This window comes from Campylobacter sp. JMF_01 NE2 (assembly GCF_027737365.1).
GTDB lineage: Bacteria > Campylobacterota > Campylobacteria > Campylobacterales > Campylobacteraceae > Campylobacter_B.
In genome coordinates, this window is sequence record NZ_JAOVTR010000006.1 from 34,210 (window position 1) to 48,655 (window position 14,446).

Genomic DNA, 14,446 nt, shown 5'->3' on the forward strand with positions numbered 1-14,446 from the left:
AGCCCAAATTTTGGGCTAAATTTAGATTTTCAAATTCTTAAAATTTCTAAATTTCAGAAATTTCACGCAGCTAAAATTTCGCCCACTTTCTCGCCAAAATCGTCGCCGACGATGTATTCGGTAGGATAGATCAAAACCTCGTTTTCAAACCTCACGCGCAAAATTAGTCGTTTGGAGTTTTTCAAATCCCTGTCGTTGAAGGCTAGGGAGTAGATTTTTTGAATTTTGTCGCGGTTTAGTTCGCTAGCACTTATTTCAAACTCGAAATCCACAGCCTTTTTGCGCTGTTCTTCGCGCTCTTTTTTGCTTTGTTGCAAGGCCACAAGTGCGGCGTTTTCGCCCTTTTCAAAGCCATTATCGCCAAAATTTCGCCTCTCTTTGCGCGCAGAGCCGCCATAAGCCTTCGCTTCGCTAGGGGCGTAGTTTTCGACATTTCGTGCTTCATCGAGCGATAAAATTTCATCTAGGTAAATTTGATATTTTCCGCCGTAAGTTCCTGTGTTTTTCGCAAGCCTTACCCAAAATGCCAGCGGGCGTTCTAGGTCGCTATCGCTTAGGGCTAGCACGCTTTCGCACACATCGCCAAATGCCGCGACTTCGAAGCTTCCTGATAAATCGAGTATGGTTAAATTTGCCATTTGCGAGCCAGATTTTGTGGTGCGAGAATTTACGCTTTCGATTTTGCCGACACACAAAAGCTTCATTGATGAGCCATCATTTTGCAAAATTTCATCAAATTCGCTCGATTTGCTGTGTGCGATAGGCGAAATTTCGCTCTCGAAAACTTTGAGCGGATTTCCCTCTAAAAATACGCCAGAGCGTGGTCTAAACCCAGCGTCTTTGGCATTTTCTAGGCTTAGCATTGAAAGGAAAGAGACCTGATACGCTCCCTCACCAGCGGCACTTTTGCTGATTTTTATCATAAAAGCGTATGGTTTTTCAAGCTCAGCAGGGCTTAAATTTTCGATAGTTTTTAGCGTGTTGTCAAATACGGCTAGTTCATACGAGCCGTGCAAATCCAAAATGGTCAAAATTCCCATTTTTTTGCCGGTTTTTGTGATACGAGTAGTGATATCCTCGATCCGCCCAACGCTTAAAATTTCGGCATTATCGCCTGTAATCTCGCCAAATTGCGATGAGAGCAGGTAATCTATACCGCTCATTTGCTCTTTATAATCATCGAGCGGGTGGCCAGAGAGATACACACCCACGGTTTGTTGCTCGAATTTTAAAATTTCACTTTGCGCGAATTCCTCAGCATTTTCCACGAAGCTTACTTTTATCCCCTCGGTCATCTCCTCATCTTCGCCAAATAGCGAGCTTTGAGCGTCTTTTTTGATTTCTGTGATTTTTTTCATCACATCTAGGATATTTTCCATGTTTTGGATAATCGCAAGCCTAGTTTTACCCAAGCAATCCATCGCGCCGCCGTAGGTTAGGGACTCGATGACCTTTTTATTGACCTTGAAATTATCCACTCTCGTGGCAAAATCATCAATATCGTCGAATAATTTTTCGCTTTGAAGCTCCAAGATATTCTCTATCGCCGCACTTCCAACACCCTTAATCGCGCCAAGTCCGTAGATGATAGACTGCCCTGATTCGCTTGCTTCATCGTCGATTACGCTAAATCCGCGCAAACTTTGGTTGATTGATGGTTGTTTTAGCCCGATACCAAGCCGTTTTGCTTCATCGATATATTTTGCAACTTTATCTGTGTTTCCCTCCTCAGATGTGAGCAAACCAGCCATAAATTCGGCTGGATAGTAGGTTTTAAGATAGGCTGTTTGAAATGTAATCATCGAATAAGCCGCCGCGTGGGATTTGTTAAATCCATAAGAGGCAAATTTCATAATCATATCAAATAGCTCGTTTGCCTTAGCGACATCAAAGCCGTTTGTTTTAGCGCCCTCTAAATACTGCTCTCTCATGTGAGCTAGCTTTTTTTCGTCCTTTTTACCCATGGCTCTACGCACCAAATCAGCTTCGCCAAGCGAAAATCCGCCGATAGTTTGCACTAGCTGCATGACCTGCTCTTGATAGACGATGATTCCATAAGTCGGCTCTAAAATTTCCTTGATTTGCGGGAACATATATGAGGCTTCCTCGCGTCCGTGTTTGATATCGATAAAGCGCGGGATTAGATCCATTGGACCTGGGCGATATAGCGAAATCATCGCGATGATATCCTCAAATCTATCTGGCTTTAAATTTACGGCTAAATCCTGCATGCCAGCGCCCTCGATTTGGAAAATTCCAAGCGTGTTGCCTGATTGGATTGTTTTATAAGTCGCAGGGTCGTTAAAATCTATTTTTTCCCAGATTATGTCTTTATCATATCGCCTTTTTATGAGTTTTAGCGCGCTGTCGATGACATCGAGAGTTTTAAGCCCCAAAAAGTCAAATTTGATGAGATCCACATCTTCTAGGTAGTTTTTCATATACTGCGTGACGATACGCGCGTCATCGCCTTTATCTTGCTTGAAAAGCGGAGCCTTGTGCCATAACTCCTCGTTTGAGATAACCACGCCTGCTGCGTGCATGCCAGCGTTGCGGTTTAAGCCCTCTAATTGAAGCGCGAACTCCCATACTTGCGCGGCTGTGGGATCGCTTTGCAAAAGCTCGGCGATTTTTGGCTCTTGCTCGTAAGCACCCGGTTTGTATTTATCGCTACTTGGATCGCCGACGCCAGTTAGGGTTACGCCGGGACCTTCTGGGATTAGTTTTGCCATTTTATCAGCTTGCGAAAGTGGCATATCACATACTCTGGCGACATCGCGGATTACGCCACGAGCTAGCAATTTACCAAAGGTCGCTACTTGGGCGACATTGTATTTGCCATACTGTTTTATGACATAATCAATTACTTCGCCACGCCTTGCTTGACAAAAATCCACATCAATATCTGGCATAGAGATACGAGCAGGGTTTAAGAATCGCTCGAAAAGCAGGTTATAAGGTATCGGATCTAGGTCGGTGATACGAAGCGCATACGCACAAATCGAGCCAGCCGCAGAGCCACGGCCGGGTCCTACTGGGATATCGTGGTCTTTGGCCCAGTTGATGAAGTCTTGCACAATAATCATATAGCCTGAGAAGTGCATGCTTTTGATGATTTCAAGCTCTTTGTTTAATCTTTCTTCGTAAATTTGGTGTTTTGCCTCATCGATAAATTTTAATCTCTCTTTCAAACCCTCACGGCATAGATAATCAAACAAAAAATCATCATTTGCAAAGCTATATCTAGCCTCTGGTTCAGGCAGGCTTAGCCCGTGCTTGCTAGCGTATTCGAGGGTAAATTTGAAATTTGGCGGTGTGGGCGCGTAGCCCTTTTCCTCGAAAGCAAAGTGCAAATCGCACTTTTCGACTATTTCTTGCGTATTTGTGATGACCTCTGGCATATCGGCAAAGAGCCTTTGCATTTCCTCATTTGATTTGACATAAAATTCGCTTACGACATGTTTTAGGCGATCTCCGTCGTTTATGGTTTTGCCCATGGCTATGCACTGATACACATCGTGGGCTGTGGCGCGCTCTTTGTAGGCGTAGTGGGCGTCGTTTGTGGCGATGAGTTTGATATCAAGCTCGCGCGCTATGCGGATTAGATCTTTTTCGACATTTAGTTGCTCGCCGATACCGTGTCGCATGATTTCTAGGTAAAAATCATCGCCAAAAATCTCTTTGTATTCTGCGGCGGCCTTTTTTGCGGCTTCGTATCCGCCTGCGCCTCGTCTTAGGTTTCGTTCGCTTAAATTTAGGTGAAACTCAACCTCGCCCGCAAGGCAGGCAGATGAGCAAACAAGCCCCTCGCTATGCTCGCGAAGTAGTTTTTTGTTTATGCGTGGGTAGTAGTAAAATCCGTTTAAAAAGGCTTGCGAGCTAAGATACATTAGGTTTTTGTAACCGATTTCGTTTTTGGCTAGGAGTATTAGGTGAAAGCGTTGTTTGTCGCTTTTATCGCCGATATCATCGTGGTTGTGGATATAGGCTTCGATACCGATGATTGGCTTTATGCCGTTTTTGCGCATGGTTTGGTAAAAATCGATCGCCCCAAACATATTGCCGTGATCTGTGATTGCGCAGGCTTTGGCGCCACGCTCGGCTAGGATTTTGGCTAGTTCGCTGACTTTGTTGGCCCCGTCAAGCAATGAGTATTCTGTATGCAGGTGTAAATGTGTGAATTCGCTCATAAAATGTCCTTTGATTTTGCACTCATTTTAGCAAAAAGGGGTTAAATTTTGGCTTTTTGAAATTTGGAGAATTTGCTTAAATTTGTCATTGCAGCTTTCGCAGAAAGCGAAGCAATCCAGGGAAATTTAAATTTAAAATTCAACCTAAATTTAGCATTGAACGATTTTATAAAATTCTTGCAAAATTTGATAAATTCTGCAAAAATACTGACCTTAAATTTCATATTCGTAGATTGCCACGAATTTTGCTAACGCAAAATTCTCGCAATGACAGATTATATAAATTTTGCTCGCTATTGTCATTGCGAGGAGCGAAGCGACGAAGCAATCTACGAATTTAAAATTCCTTGCGCTAAATTTGCTGTCATTGCGAGAATTTGCGAAGCAAATTCGAAGCAATCTAGTAAAATTTAAAGCAAAATTCAACCCAAATTTAGCATTGAACGATTTTTTGAATTTTAGGCGAAATTTTGAAATTCTCCGTAAGGGGGAAGGGGGCTTGAATTGCGAGGTCGCGCCCCTTCCCCCTTACAAACCCCCAACCCCCGACGACGCTTTTAAGGTGGCTAAATTTAAAGCAAAGCTTTAAATTTAGCTGGTTTTATTTTACGGAAATGCTTCGCATTTCTCGCAATGACAGATTTAGGATTAGGGAATTTTACTGGATTGCCACGGCGACTGCGTCGCCTCGCAATGACACGGAATTCGCATGCTCTAAATTTAAAGTCGTAGATTGCCACGAATTTTGCTAACGCAAAATTCTCGCAATGACAAATCAAGCGTAAATTTTGCTCATAATTAGCATTGCGAGATTTGCATTTCTCGCAATGCTAACGAAAGAAAATCAAAATTTAAATTAGTTAAAAAGTAGCTCGGATTTTAGTGTGCTAAAAGCCTGTTCGCCTTTTAGTTCTCGCACGATTGCGAGTGCGAATTCCATTGCAGTGGCTGGACCACGAGAGGTAATGATATTTTTATCTATTATGACATTTGCGCTAGCGGTGTAGCCGGCGTGCGCGACCGTGCCCTCGAAGCCCGGGTAGCATGTGTAGCTATCCTTTAAAACGCCGGCTGTGCCAAGAGCCCAAGGTGCAGCGCAGATTGCGCCGATTTTTTTGTCGGCTTTGTCGAATTTGCGTAAAATTTCGCCTAGTTTTTCGCTTTTTGCCAAATGCTCGGCACCCGGCAAACCGCCCGGCAAGACTATCATTTCGTATTCGTTAATGTCTAAATTTACGAGTAAATCATCGGCGATGATTTCCACGCCGTGAGAGCCTGTGACGCATTTTTTCTCTAAACCGAGAAATTTCGCGTCGATCCCAGCTCGTCTTAGCAAATCAACCACGCTTATTGCTTCGATTTCCTCGAAGCCATTAGCTAAAATAACGGCTACTTTCATTTTTGTCCTTTATTTTAGATATGAGCCTTGCTCGCTTGGAGTGGTCGAAATATCGGTATTGCCACCACGCGCAGAGCCTGAACCACCAGGCAAGAACGAAGTGTCGCCCTTCAAAAATGCGATGATATAGCCTATCTCTGTCGAGGTTGTAGATAGTGCGACAGAGTTCATTAAATATGCTTTTTTACCACCGAATTCATGGTCTGTGCCATAGTTGCTCACAGCCATAGCAATCTCACCTGCGGATAGATTTTTGATTTTTTTAGAGACACCGTGAGCGCGTTTTTCGCCGTTTGCGCCGTGGCATGAGGCGCATTTTTGTGCGAAAATTTTAGATCCCTCTTCTTTGGCAGCGGCAGGGTTATGCTTAATACTATTTAACACGCCACCTTTTGAGCCGTCGTTTTTATAGACATTGACTGTGATATTTTCGTCTTTGGAATGTTTTTCGATGAGGGATTTTAGCTCTTTTGCGAACTCGCCTTTTGCCTCAAACACATAGCTTTCTTCTGGCTCATTAGCCACCAAAAGCGCACCCGCGCAAAAACATGCTAAAAACGAAAGTTTTAAAGTCTTCATTTGATACCTTGTCGATAGAATTTAAAAAGGGCGAGGTTTTGCCCTCGCCCTAGGATTATAACTAATCAGAGTAAATGATTAGAAAGCGTATCTAGCTTGGAATCTGATGTGATCTTCTTCTGCGTCTTTTACGCCGTTTTTGCCATCCCATTTAACATGTGACCAGAAAGTTGTGAAGCTAAGTTTTTTGTTGTATTTGTAATTAACTCTAACAACATTTTCCCAAGCGTCTTCATCGTTGAATTCACCACTAACGAAGTCATCGCCGATTGTTAGACCAGTGTCTGCGATAGCATAAGCAGCTGTGATGAACCAAGCGTGGTTGTCACCTGTGAAATCTCTGTAATTAAGTAGGTCTTCACCTGGGCTGATGAAAGAGCCTTGGTCTTCAAAAGATACTCTTGAATGAACTTGTGAATCTGTATCGTATTGAACATAACCAGCTGTTAAATCAAATCCAAATAGGCTTGTGCTAGCTTCTACACCGAAGAAATCAGCATCGTCTGCACCGATTGCAACATACTCATCGCTAAAATTTGAGTAAGCATATTGAGCTGTTAAGCCTAGGTTGATATCCTCTGTAACATCGAAGCTTAGACCAGCCTCAACTGCGAATAAATCAACAACATCTTCTAGGCCAGCATACCATAGTTGGAAAGATACTGGGTCATAAGAACCGATAGCAGCTACGCCCCATAGGTCGTGTTGATCTAGTCTTTTGCCATCTGCTGCAAGAGTTGCTGCTGCCGTATTTAAATCGATATCGCCATCGCTCTCTAATGTATCCATATATAGAGCTGCAAGAGTTAAGCCCTCGATATCTTGATTAACGACTTTCAAACCATCACCAAACATATCATCTGTGAAGAATGTGCCTAGTTTTTGGCGACCTAGTTGGAATGTAGTGCCACCGATTTTATATCCTAGGTATCCTTGGTATAAATCAAATTTTGTTGTAACCGCATCAGCTGTTCTGCCTTCTGCCCAGTCATTGTCGTGAGCATAGCGAATACCAGCTACGAAGAAGAAGTTGTCATCGATTTTTACATTTGTATTAACAACGCTTTTGAATCTCCATCTGTGATCGTTTTCTGTTTTTAGACCATCATCTGTTTTTGTAGAATCAATACGCATCCAAGCGAAACCGCTTACATCTACATCTTTGATTGCATCTTCTAATGCAACAGCACTTGCTGATGTAGCAAATGCACCTGCTGCTAATGCAGCTGCTAAACTAAGTTTGAATAATTTCATTTGAACTCCTTGTAAAAGTTATGGTCGTAATAGTAGCACAAAATACTGAATTATTTGCTTAAAACAATCTTAATTTTACTGAAATATAACCATTTTGTTACCGAGTATTAACCAAAATCGCTGAATTTTGCATAAAAAAAGCGAAGTGCGCTAACACTTCGCAAATATTGAAAGGAGTTTGATTTCGATAGGGTGATTGTAGCTAAATTTGAGTAAATATATGGCAACAAATGAGAATTATTTTTAATAGTGAAAAATTTGCAGTTAAGCTAAATTTGGCTGATAAAATTCATAAAATTTATGCAAAATTTATAATTTTTGGCACGAAATTTGCCCTTTTTGTTAATTTTGCGTTAAATTTAAAGGGCGAAATTCGGGCGTAAGTTATCAAAAACTGATTTTTTCCTCGGTTGGGGCTTTGATATTTTCATTTTTGTGGAGCTGTTTTTTGATGATTTTGGTCGGCGTGTAGCTCTCTTTCTTGCCCGGGGTGATTTTGCGAGAGAGTATTTGCGCGCTAGAAACGGCGCCGTTTGTAACGCTGATAAGTGCGACATCGCCTGGGTTGGCGAAGTATTTATTTGATTTGGCGGTGCATTGCTCGCTACCATTTATAAATTTATATGTATATGCGACTTTGCTCTGTCTTGTGTAGCTAGAAATCTGCATTTTGCTGGCGGTGGTGTCTGGGCAAAGTGGTGTGGTGTGTGGCGCGAAAAAGGCGCAACCTGTGAAGCTTAGCGCGATTAGGCAGGGTAGGATTAGGTTTTTCATTTTTTTCCTTTTTTAAATTTTGGTTTTTAATTTTAAAATTTTTTCGGAAAAATTGCAAATTTTGGCTATTTTGTCATTGTGGGCTTTCGTAGAAAGCGAAGAAATCTACGAGTAAAAAATTTAAATTTTACAAATTTGCTGTCATTGCGAGCGAGTGTAACGAGCGTGGCAATCCAGGGAAATTTAGAGCAAAATTCTACTTAAATTTAGCATTGAACGATTTTTTGAATTTAACCTGCGCCGTGAAATTCTCTGTAAGGGGGAAGGGGGCTTGAATTGCGAGGTCGCGCCCCTTCCCCCTTACAAACCCCCAACCTCCGACGACGCTTTTAAGGTGGCTAAATTTAGAAAAACGAAGTTTTTCTAAATTTAGCTGGTTTTATTTTATGGAAATGCTTCGCATTTCTTTGCAATGACAGATTGAGGATTAGGGAATTTCTCTGGATTGCTCCCCTGGCGTTGCCGTCTTATAATGACAGATTTGGCGTGCTTGCTCGCAATGGCAAATTAAAATTTCAGGCGATAGCACTTTGGAGTTTGTCGCGCAAATCTAAAATTTCATCTCGTTTGATGACAAAGCTGTTTTTGTTGGCGATGAGGTGCGCTGAGCTGTGCATGATGACCTCGGCGACTTTAAGGCCGTTTTGCTTCATCGTAGCGCCTGTTTCGACCACATCGACGATAGCGTCTGATAGCCCTATAATCGGAGCTAGCTCGATCGAGCCGTATAGTTTGATGACCTGAGTGGCGACGGCTTTGGTGGCGAAGTATTCGCGCGTGATATTTGGCATTTTGGTTGCGATTTTGATACCTGGGGTGTTGTAATCAAGCTCGGTTTCGTTTGGCACGCCCACACAGACTCTGCATTTGCCGATTTTGAGATCTAGCAGGCGCAAAACATCTGGTTTGTGCTCTTCGAGCACATCTAGCCCCACTACGCCGATATCTGCTGCGCCTCCGACGACATAGGTAGGAATATCTTGGTTGCGGACATAAAGAAATTTAAAATCACCCTCTTGCATGATTAATTTGCGGTCTTTAAAGGCAAATTCTAGCCCAAAAATGCTTTTAAAAATTTTGAGTGTATCATCGGCAATGCGACCCTTTGGTAGCGCAATCGTAATCATAAAAGTCCTTTTTGTGAGATTAAATTTTTCATAGCGCGGAAAATCAAATCCCTATCATAAACGCCGTTTTTGAAATGTCGCATTAAAAACGCGCCGTCCCCGCCAGTAAAGTGTATGCGCTTATCGCCGGCAATGTCGGCTATGGCTAGGATTGTTGGTTTGAAAATGCCGTAATTCACAGCGTCGCTTGTTTTTTGCGGAAGCGAGTCTAGGGAAATTTTCGTCGAGAGATTGACATCTAAGACAGATGAAATTTCGCCATAAGTGCGAAGCATAGCGTGGATTCCAGGCAGGATAAATCCGCCAAGGTGCGTGCCTTCTTCCATGACATCAACCGTGATAGCACTGCCTGCATCGACGATGACGCCAGTTTCGACCATACTGCACGCGACGATTCTATCGATTCCTAGCCCTTGGTAGGTGGTGTTTATGTGGAAATGGTGCGTAATGTCGATAAATAGGGGGTTGTTTAGCTTGCGCTGCACTCTGGCATTTACATTTATACAATACACTCTTTCGATTGGTTCGTAGTTCAAAAACTCGTCGATACCCATAGCAAAGGTTGCGCCATTATCATAAAATTTGGCATGTGTGTTGCCGATATCACATAAAAGCATAGGTTTTAAATCCGTTTTCTTCTAAAAATTTTTTACTTTTTGAGCAAATTTGGCTGTTGTGAAACAAAACTCGTTTTTTGATAGTTTTGCCTAAATTTGCGCAAATTTGTTCGGTTAAATTTAATAAAAATTCGCTATCTCGCATAATGAAGCGAGATGATGCCTCGCGCATGAAAATCAGGGTATTAAACCCAGATAAATCCACGCCAAAATAGGCGCTGTATGCGCGGGAGCGAGTGAAAATTTTCAAATCTATGGTTTTGAAATTTTTAAGCAAAATTTCACGGCTAACCATGAGATTGGAAATTTTACTTAGCAAAATTTAGCACTTTATCATCGTAGTAAAATGACGAATTTGCGCTAAATGCGCGAGAGTCAATCTCATCGCTTAGCTCAAAAATCGCCTCACTTTGCAGATTTTTATCCGTGCGGATAACAAAACCTGTGCGCTCTACGATATAAAGGTATTCCCCGCTAAATACACCCTCTAATAGCTGAGCGAAGGTAAATTTGCGAGATTTTATTAAATTTAGGTTTTTATCCAAAAGCTCGACCGTGCCGTCTTTTAGCAAAAGATAGATTTTATCGCCGTCAAATAGGACATTTCTAATGTCGCGGTTGTAGGTTTTGTTGCCATTTGGGCTGATGAGAACTAGCCTTGTGCCTGTGCCTGCATAAAGGTCGTCGCCACGGGCTTGAAGCGTGGTTATGTTGTTAAAAAATGGTTGATTTGATACGACAAAATCCCTCACAGAGCGGCCACCTGTGCGCTCTACGATATTTACTAAGCCATCAAGTGCTGGGTAGGCTACTAATTGGTTGATAAAAAGCGGAGCGGCTGTGCGTGAATCTATGGCAAATGCGTCGCCGATTTTATCATCTAGCACCATAGCGCCCGAGCTTAGGCGAAAGAGCATTACGCTATTATCGCTCATCACAAGTGCCAAATCATCGCCGTCAATCGCGCCACTTAGGGCATAGCGTTTGAGATCTCGCTCAAATTTCACACTGCCATCGCTACCCAAAACCCTAGTCGTGCCGTTTGTGTCTGTGGCGATGAAATTTCCATTATACTCGCCTAAAAATCGCTCGTTTTTGTTAAGTTTGATATTTTCATTTACGCCTGATTTGGTGATAACTGCGCCGTTTGATAGCGTGGCGCCCTCTTTGGCAGCATAGACAATCTGCGCTGGAAGCGAGCCGTTAAAGGCCATTTCGCCTGTGATATTGTCATCGCCCGGGTCGAAATACTGGCGTTTGGTCGAACAACCGAAAAATAAAAACGAAAGCAAAAGTGTGAATATGATTGATTTTTTCATTATTTATTTCCTTTGTAATGTTTTAAATTTAACGCTAAATTTCGCACTGGCGAATCTATGGCGATTTTGTCAAATTCGGCGTTTGCGGCCTCGATTTGACCTGTTTTCAAAAGCTCGTATCCCTTGACGATAGCGTCGTAATCGTTAAGCAAAAGCGGGCTTTGTTTGCCGTTTTGCACGCTGATAATCTCTTTTAGCAAATAATCGACCTTGCTATCGCTTCCAAGAGCCGATAAATCATCGGCTGTGCCGTGATTTAGCATATATAACGCGTATAGATTGAAATCTTTGTCTTTTAGCTTGGCTAGTTTTGCATCATCTCGCGCCTCTAAAAGCTCTGAGTATAGCTCGTTCGCGCTATTTATGCGAGAATTTTGGATAAATTCGTTCGCCCAGTATCCTACGAAAATCACCATTATAAGGGTAGCGAAAAAGATTAAAGGTTTTTTGTATTTTTTAATGAAAATTTCGCTTTTGATAACGCCTTCTAAAAACTGCTCTTCTGTGCCTATTTCTTTTTTAACGCCTTCGATGTCGTCTTTTAAAGCCAAAGTAGTATCCTTTTGTGATTAAATTTGGCGGTAATTGTAGCATAAAAAAATTTAAATATGCCCAAAGACAAGAATTTTTATGATATAATGTCGCATTTATCAGAAAAGGAAAATTTATGATAATAGATGAAATTTTATTATCAAGGCTCGAAAAATTAGCTGCTTTAAAAATCCCTGATGAAAAACGAAATGAGTTTATCGGTCAGTTAAATAAGGTAGTAGATTTTGTCGAAATTTTAAACGAATTAAAATTAGATGGTGAGGAAGTAGCCATAACTACTTTAAAGGGCGGAACTCCGTTTCGCGAGGATGAGCCACGCGCTAGCGATGTTCGCTCTATTATCCTAGGGCATGCACCTTCAAGCGAGGGTGATTATTTTGTAGTGCCTAAAATTATTGATTAGAAAGGAAAAGTATGGAAGATCCAAGAAAAAATTTAGTAGATATCGAAACCTTATTAAAGACAGTTGTTTTTAATAAAGCTTCTGACTTGCACCTAGTTTCTCGCTCAGCACCGCAAATTCGAATAGATGGAACACTTCGTCCTTTGGCTATGGATAGCCTTAGCGGAAGTGATATCGAGTATATTTGCTATGCGATGATTACAGATCAACAAAAAAGCGATTTAGAGGAAAACAAAGAGCTTGACTTCGCGATTGAGTTGCCAAATATCGGACGCTTTCGTGGAAACTACTATTACACTATGAACGGCGATTTGGCTGCTGCGTTTCGTATTATTCCTATCGATATCCCTAGCCTTGATGATTTGAAGGCTCCAAGCATTTTTAAAGAGGTTGTAAAACGCGAAAAGGGTATGATTTTAGTCACTGGTCCGACAGGATCTGGTAAATCAACGACTTTGGCAGCTATGCTAAATGAAATTAACGAAAAAGAGCGCAAGCACATTATCACGGTTGAAGACCCAGTTGAGTTTGTGCATCAAAACAAAAAATCTCTATTTTCTCACAGAAATATCGGCACGGATACCCACTCTTATGCGCAAGCTTTGAAATTCTCACTTCGCGAGGACCCCGATATTATCCTAGTCGGTGAGATGCGTGATAGGGAGACGATTTCTATTGCTATTACTGCGGCTGAGACAGGACACTTGGTTTTTGGCACACTTCACACAAACTCAGCAATCCAAACAATCAACCGTATCATCGATAGCTTCGACGGCGGCGAGCAACTTCAAGTGCGAAACATGCTTTCAGTTTCACTAACTGCGGTTATTTCGCAATCTTTGCTTCCAAAGCTTGGTGGCGGTCGTATCGCAGTGCATGAAATTTTGATTAACAACAACGCGGTTGCCAACCTAATCCGCGAAAACAAAGTTCATCAAATTTACTCACAAATGCAACTTAACCAACAAAGCACTGGTATGATTACGCAAACACAGGCTATGGTTAAGGCAATCAGAGCAAATCAAATCGCCAAAGAAACGGCATTGCGCTACTCTACAAATTTACAAGAGCTTATCGGCGTTGTGGGTGCGTGATTATGGAAGGTATAAATTGGTTTGACGCCATTGTAGTGGGTCTGATAATCCTTTTTGGATTAAGAGGTCTTACAAATGGCATTATGAAGGAAATTTTTGGAATTTTAGGTTTGATTGGTGGTTTGTGGATCGCTGTGCGCTACAAAGAGATGGCAGGGGCCTGGATAGCTAGCAAAGTCCCTGCATTGCAAAATGCAAATGGGATTTTCTCCGGCGATACTACTCAGACTTTAATCGGATTTTTGGCTGTGCTTTTTGGCGTGTGGATCATCTGTCTGATTTTAGGCGAGATTATCTCAAAACTCTTTAAATGGAGTGGGCTAGGATTTGTCGATAGAATCGGTGGATTTGCATTTAGCGTGGCTAAAATTTTCTTAATTTTTGCCGTTATCGTAACCTTTGCAAGAGGTCCTATGATGCTAAACGAGCAGACAAAGAAATTTTTCGAAACTAGCGCAGTCGCTCCGGTGCTACTAAGCGTGGGCAAGTGGATTATGGATTTAAAAGACGACCCAGTAGTCAAAGAAAATTTGCAAAGCTTAGAGCAAAAAGCTAGCAAAATTTTAACCCCAAGCGAAGATAATACGACAGAAATTCAAAACAATATTTCAAACGAGGTTTTTGATATCAATCAAAGCTTGGATTTAAATGTAAGTGAAGGGAGATTGTAATGGACGCTAAAATCGAAAATTTAGAATTTGACGCGCTTTTGCTTGAATTTAAAAAAGCACTTAGCGATAATGGCTTAAAATACACAAAACAGCGCGAGGTTTTGCTAAGAACACTTTATAATAGCAATATGCATTTTACGCCAGAGGCTTTGCATAGCGAGATCAAGGCGAAAAATCCTGAGCTAAATGTAGGTATCGCCACAGTGTATCGCACGCTGAATTTGCTCGAAGAATCAGGCATGGCGACATCGATTACTTTCGGCGCGCAAGGCAAAAAATTTGAACTTGCAAATAAGCCTCACCATGACCATTTAATTTGCAAAAGTTGCAATAAAATCGTCGAATTCCGCGACGCTAGTATCGAGAAAAAACAAATCCAAATCGCCAAAGAAAATGGCTTTGTCTTAACTGGTCATATTATGCAGCTTTACGGAATCTGTGCTGATTGCGCGGCAAAAAGGAAATAA

General features: G+C 41.8%; 15 protein-coding genes. 5 read left to right on the plus strand and 10 right to left on the minus strand.

From position 1 onward, the window contains the following. Nucleotides 1-62 precede the first annotated feature (62 nt). From dnaE to OFO01_RS08425, 4 genes are all read right to left on the minus strand, one after another. On the minus strand, nt 63-4,190 hold the full coding sequence (dnaE, locus tag OFO01_RS08410) for a DNA polymerase III subunit alpha (RefSeq protein WP_270859754.1): 4,128 nt from the start codon (nt 4,188-4,190) through the stop codon (nt 63-65). Between the two features lie 856 nt (nt 4,191-5,046). After that, on the minus strand, nt 5,047-5,589 hold the full coding sequence (locus OFO01_RS08415; protein WP_270859753.1) for a DJ-1 family glyoxalase III: 543 nt from the start codon (nt 5,587-5,589) through the stop codon (nt 5,047-5,049). 9 nt (nt 5,590-5,598) lie between these two features. Continuing rightward, nucleotides 5,599-6,168: a c-type cytochrome gene (locus OFO01_RS08420; protein ID WP_270859752.1), complete on the minus strand. Its 570-nt coding sequence runs from the start codon at nt 6,166-6,168 to the stop codon at nt 5,599-5,601. Nucleotides 6,169-6,246: 78 nt separating this feature from the next. Continuing rightward, on the minus strand, nt 6,247-7,422 hold the full coding sequence (locus OFO01_RS08425; RefSeq protein WP_270859751.1) for an OprD family outer membrane porin: 1,176 nt from the start codon (nt 7,420-7,422) through the stop codon (nt 6,247-6,249). 230 nt (nt 7,423-7,652) lie between these two features. On the opposite strand from OFO01_RS08425, the gene OFO01_RS08430 reads away from it, so the two are divergent. Continuing rightward, complete coding sequence (locus OFO01_RS08430; protein WP_270859750.1) at nt 7,653-7,805, plus strand: hypothetical protein; 153 nt, start codon at nt 7,653-7,655, stop codon at nt 7,803-7,805. A gap of 4 nt (nt 7,806-7,809) precedes the next feature. Here OFO01_RS08430 and OFO01_RS08435 read toward each other — a convergent pair whose 3' ends face one another. The 6 genes from OFO01_RS08435 to OFO01_RS08460 form a co-directional block, all read right to left on the minus strand. Continuing rightward, entirely contained in the window at nt 7,810-8,196 is a 387-nt protein-coding gene (locus OFO01_RS08435; RefSeq protein ID WP_270859749.1) for a hypothetical protein, read from the minus strand. Nucleotides 8,197-8,711: 515 nt separating this feature from the next. Further along, nucleotides 8,712-9,323 (minus strand): ATP phosphoribosyltransferase, encoded by a 612-nt coding sequence (gene hisG / locus OFO01_RS08440; RefSeq protein WP_270859748.1) that lies wholly within the window; start codon nt 9,321-9,323, stop codon nt 8,712-8,714. Beyond that, nucleotides 9,320-9,940, minus strand: coding sequence for a type III pantothenate kinase (locus OFO01_RS08445; RefSeq protein WP_270859747.1), 621 nt, complete (start codon nt 9,938-9,940; stop codon nt 9,320-9,322). Before OFO01_RS08445 ends, hisG begins: the two co-directional genes overlap by 4 nt. Next, entirely contained in the window at nt 9,927-10,259 is a 333-nt protein-coding gene (locus tag OFO01_RS08450; RefSeq protein ID WP_270859746.1) for a hypothetical protein, read from the minus strand. The genes OFO01_RS08445 and OFO01_RS08450 overlap by 14 nt, the downstream gene beginning before the upstream one ends. Further along, entirely contained in the window at nt 10,249-11,259 is a 1,011-nt protein-coding gene (locus tag OFO01_RS08455) for an L-seryl-tRNA selenium transferase (protein WP_270859745.1), read from the minus strand. The genes OFO01_RS08450 and OFO01_RS08455 overlap by 11 nt, the downstream gene beginning before the upstream one ends. Continuing rightward, nucleotides 11,259-11,810, minus strand: a complete 552-nt coding sequence (locus OFO01_RS08460) for a hypothetical protein (RefSeq protein ID WP_270859744.1) — start codon at nt 11,808-11,810, stop codon at nt 11,259-11,261. The genes OFO01_RS08455 and OFO01_RS08460 overlap by 1 nt, the downstream gene beginning before the upstream one ends. Nucleotides 11,811-11,926: 116 nt before the next feature. On the opposite strand from OFO01_RS08460, the gene gatC reads away from it, so the two are divergent. Genes gatC through OFO01_RS08480 form a run of 4 tightly spaced genes read left to right on the plus strand, consistent with a single transcriptional unit; the run spans nt 11,927 to nt 14,446 of the window. Then, nucleotides 11,927-12,214 carry an Asp-tRNA(Asn)/Glu-tRNA(Gln) amidotransferase subunit GatC gene (gene gatC / locus OFO01_RS08465; RefSeq protein ID WP_270859743.1) on the plus strand — a complete coding sequence of 96 codons (288 nt, stop codon included), beginning with the start codon at nt 11,927-11,929 and terminating at the stop codon, nt 12,212-12,214. Nucleotides 12,215-12,225: 11 nt separating this feature from the next. Continuing rightward, nucleotides 12,226-13,308 (plus strand): type IV pilus twitching motility protein PilT, encoded by a 1,083-nt coding sequence (locus OFO01_RS08470; RefSeq protein WP_270859742.1) that lies wholly within the window; start codon nt 12,226-12,228, stop codon nt 13,306-13,308. Nucleotides 13,309-13,310: 2 nt separating this feature from the next. Beyond that, entirely contained in the window at nt 13,311-13,979 is a 669-nt protein-coding gene (locus tag OFO01_RS08475) for a CvpA family protein (protein ID WP_270859741.1), read from the plus strand. Beyond that, nucleotides 13,979-14,446: a Fur family transcriptional regulator gene (locus OFO01_RS08480; protein ID WP_270859740.1), complete on the plus strand. Its 468-nt coding sequence runs from the start codon at nt 13,979-13,981 to the stop codon at nt 14,444-14,446. The genes OFO01_RS08475 and OFO01_RS08480 overlap by 1 nt, the downstream gene beginning before the upstream one ends.

What these genes read in the sequence shown, in the direction of transcription:
- gatC (WP_270859743.1), top strand. Translation starts at nt 11,927, where the DNA reads ATGATAATAGATGAAATTTTATTATCAAGGCTCGAAAAATTAGCTGCT.
- dnaE (WP_270859754.1), bottom strand. Translation starts at nt 4,190, where the DNA reads ATGAGCGAATTCACACATTTACACCTGCATACAGAATACTCATTGCTT.
- OFO01_RS08470 (WP_270859742.1), top strand. Translation starts at nt 12,226, where the DNA reads ATGGAAGATCCAAGAAAAAATTTAGTAGATATCGAAACCTTATTAAAG.
- OFO01_RS08455 (WP_270859745.1), bottom strand. Translation starts at nt 11,259, where the DNA reads ATGAAAAAATCAATCATATTCACACTTTTGCTTTCGTTTTTATTTTTC.
- OFO01_RS08445 (WP_270859747.1), bottom strand. Translation starts at nt 9,940, where the DNA reads ATGCTTTTATGTGATATCGGCAACACACATGCCAAATTTTATGATAAT.
- OFO01_RS08425 (WP_270859751.1), bottom strand. Translation starts at nt 7,422, where the DNA reads ATGAAATTATTCAAACTTAGTTTAGCAGCTGCATTAGCAGCAGGTGCA.
- hisG (WP_270859748.1), bottom strand. Translation starts at nt 9,323, where the DNA reads ATGATTACGATTGCGCTACCAAAGGGTCGCATTGCCGATGATACACTC.
- OFO01_RS08430 (WP_270859750.1), top strand. Translation starts at nt 7,653, where the DNA reads ATGAGAATTATTTTTAATAGTGAAAAATTTGCAGTTAAGCTAAATTTG.
- OFO01_RS08435 (WP_270859749.1), bottom strand. Translation starts at nt 8,196, where the DNA reads ATGAAAAACCTAATCCTACCCTGCCTAATCGCGCTAAGCTTCACAGGT.
- OFO01_RS08480 (WP_270859740.1), top strand. Translation starts at nt 13,979, where the DNA reads ATGGACGCTAAAATCGAAAATTTAGAATTTGACGCGCTTTTGCTTGAA.
- OFO01_RS08415 (WP_270859753.1), bottom strand. Translation starts at nt 5,589, where the DNA reads ATGAAAGTAGCCGTTATTTTAGCTAATGGCTTCGAGGAAATCGAAGCA.
- OFO01_RS08420 (WP_270859752.1), bottom strand. Translation starts at nt 6,168, where the DNA reads ATGAAGACTTTAAAACTTTCGTTTTTAGCATGTTTTTGCGCGGGTGCG.
- OFO01_RS08475 (WP_270859741.1), top strand. Translation starts at nt 13,311, where the DNA reads ATGGAAGGTATAAATTGGTTTGACGCCATTGTAGTGGGTCTGATAATC.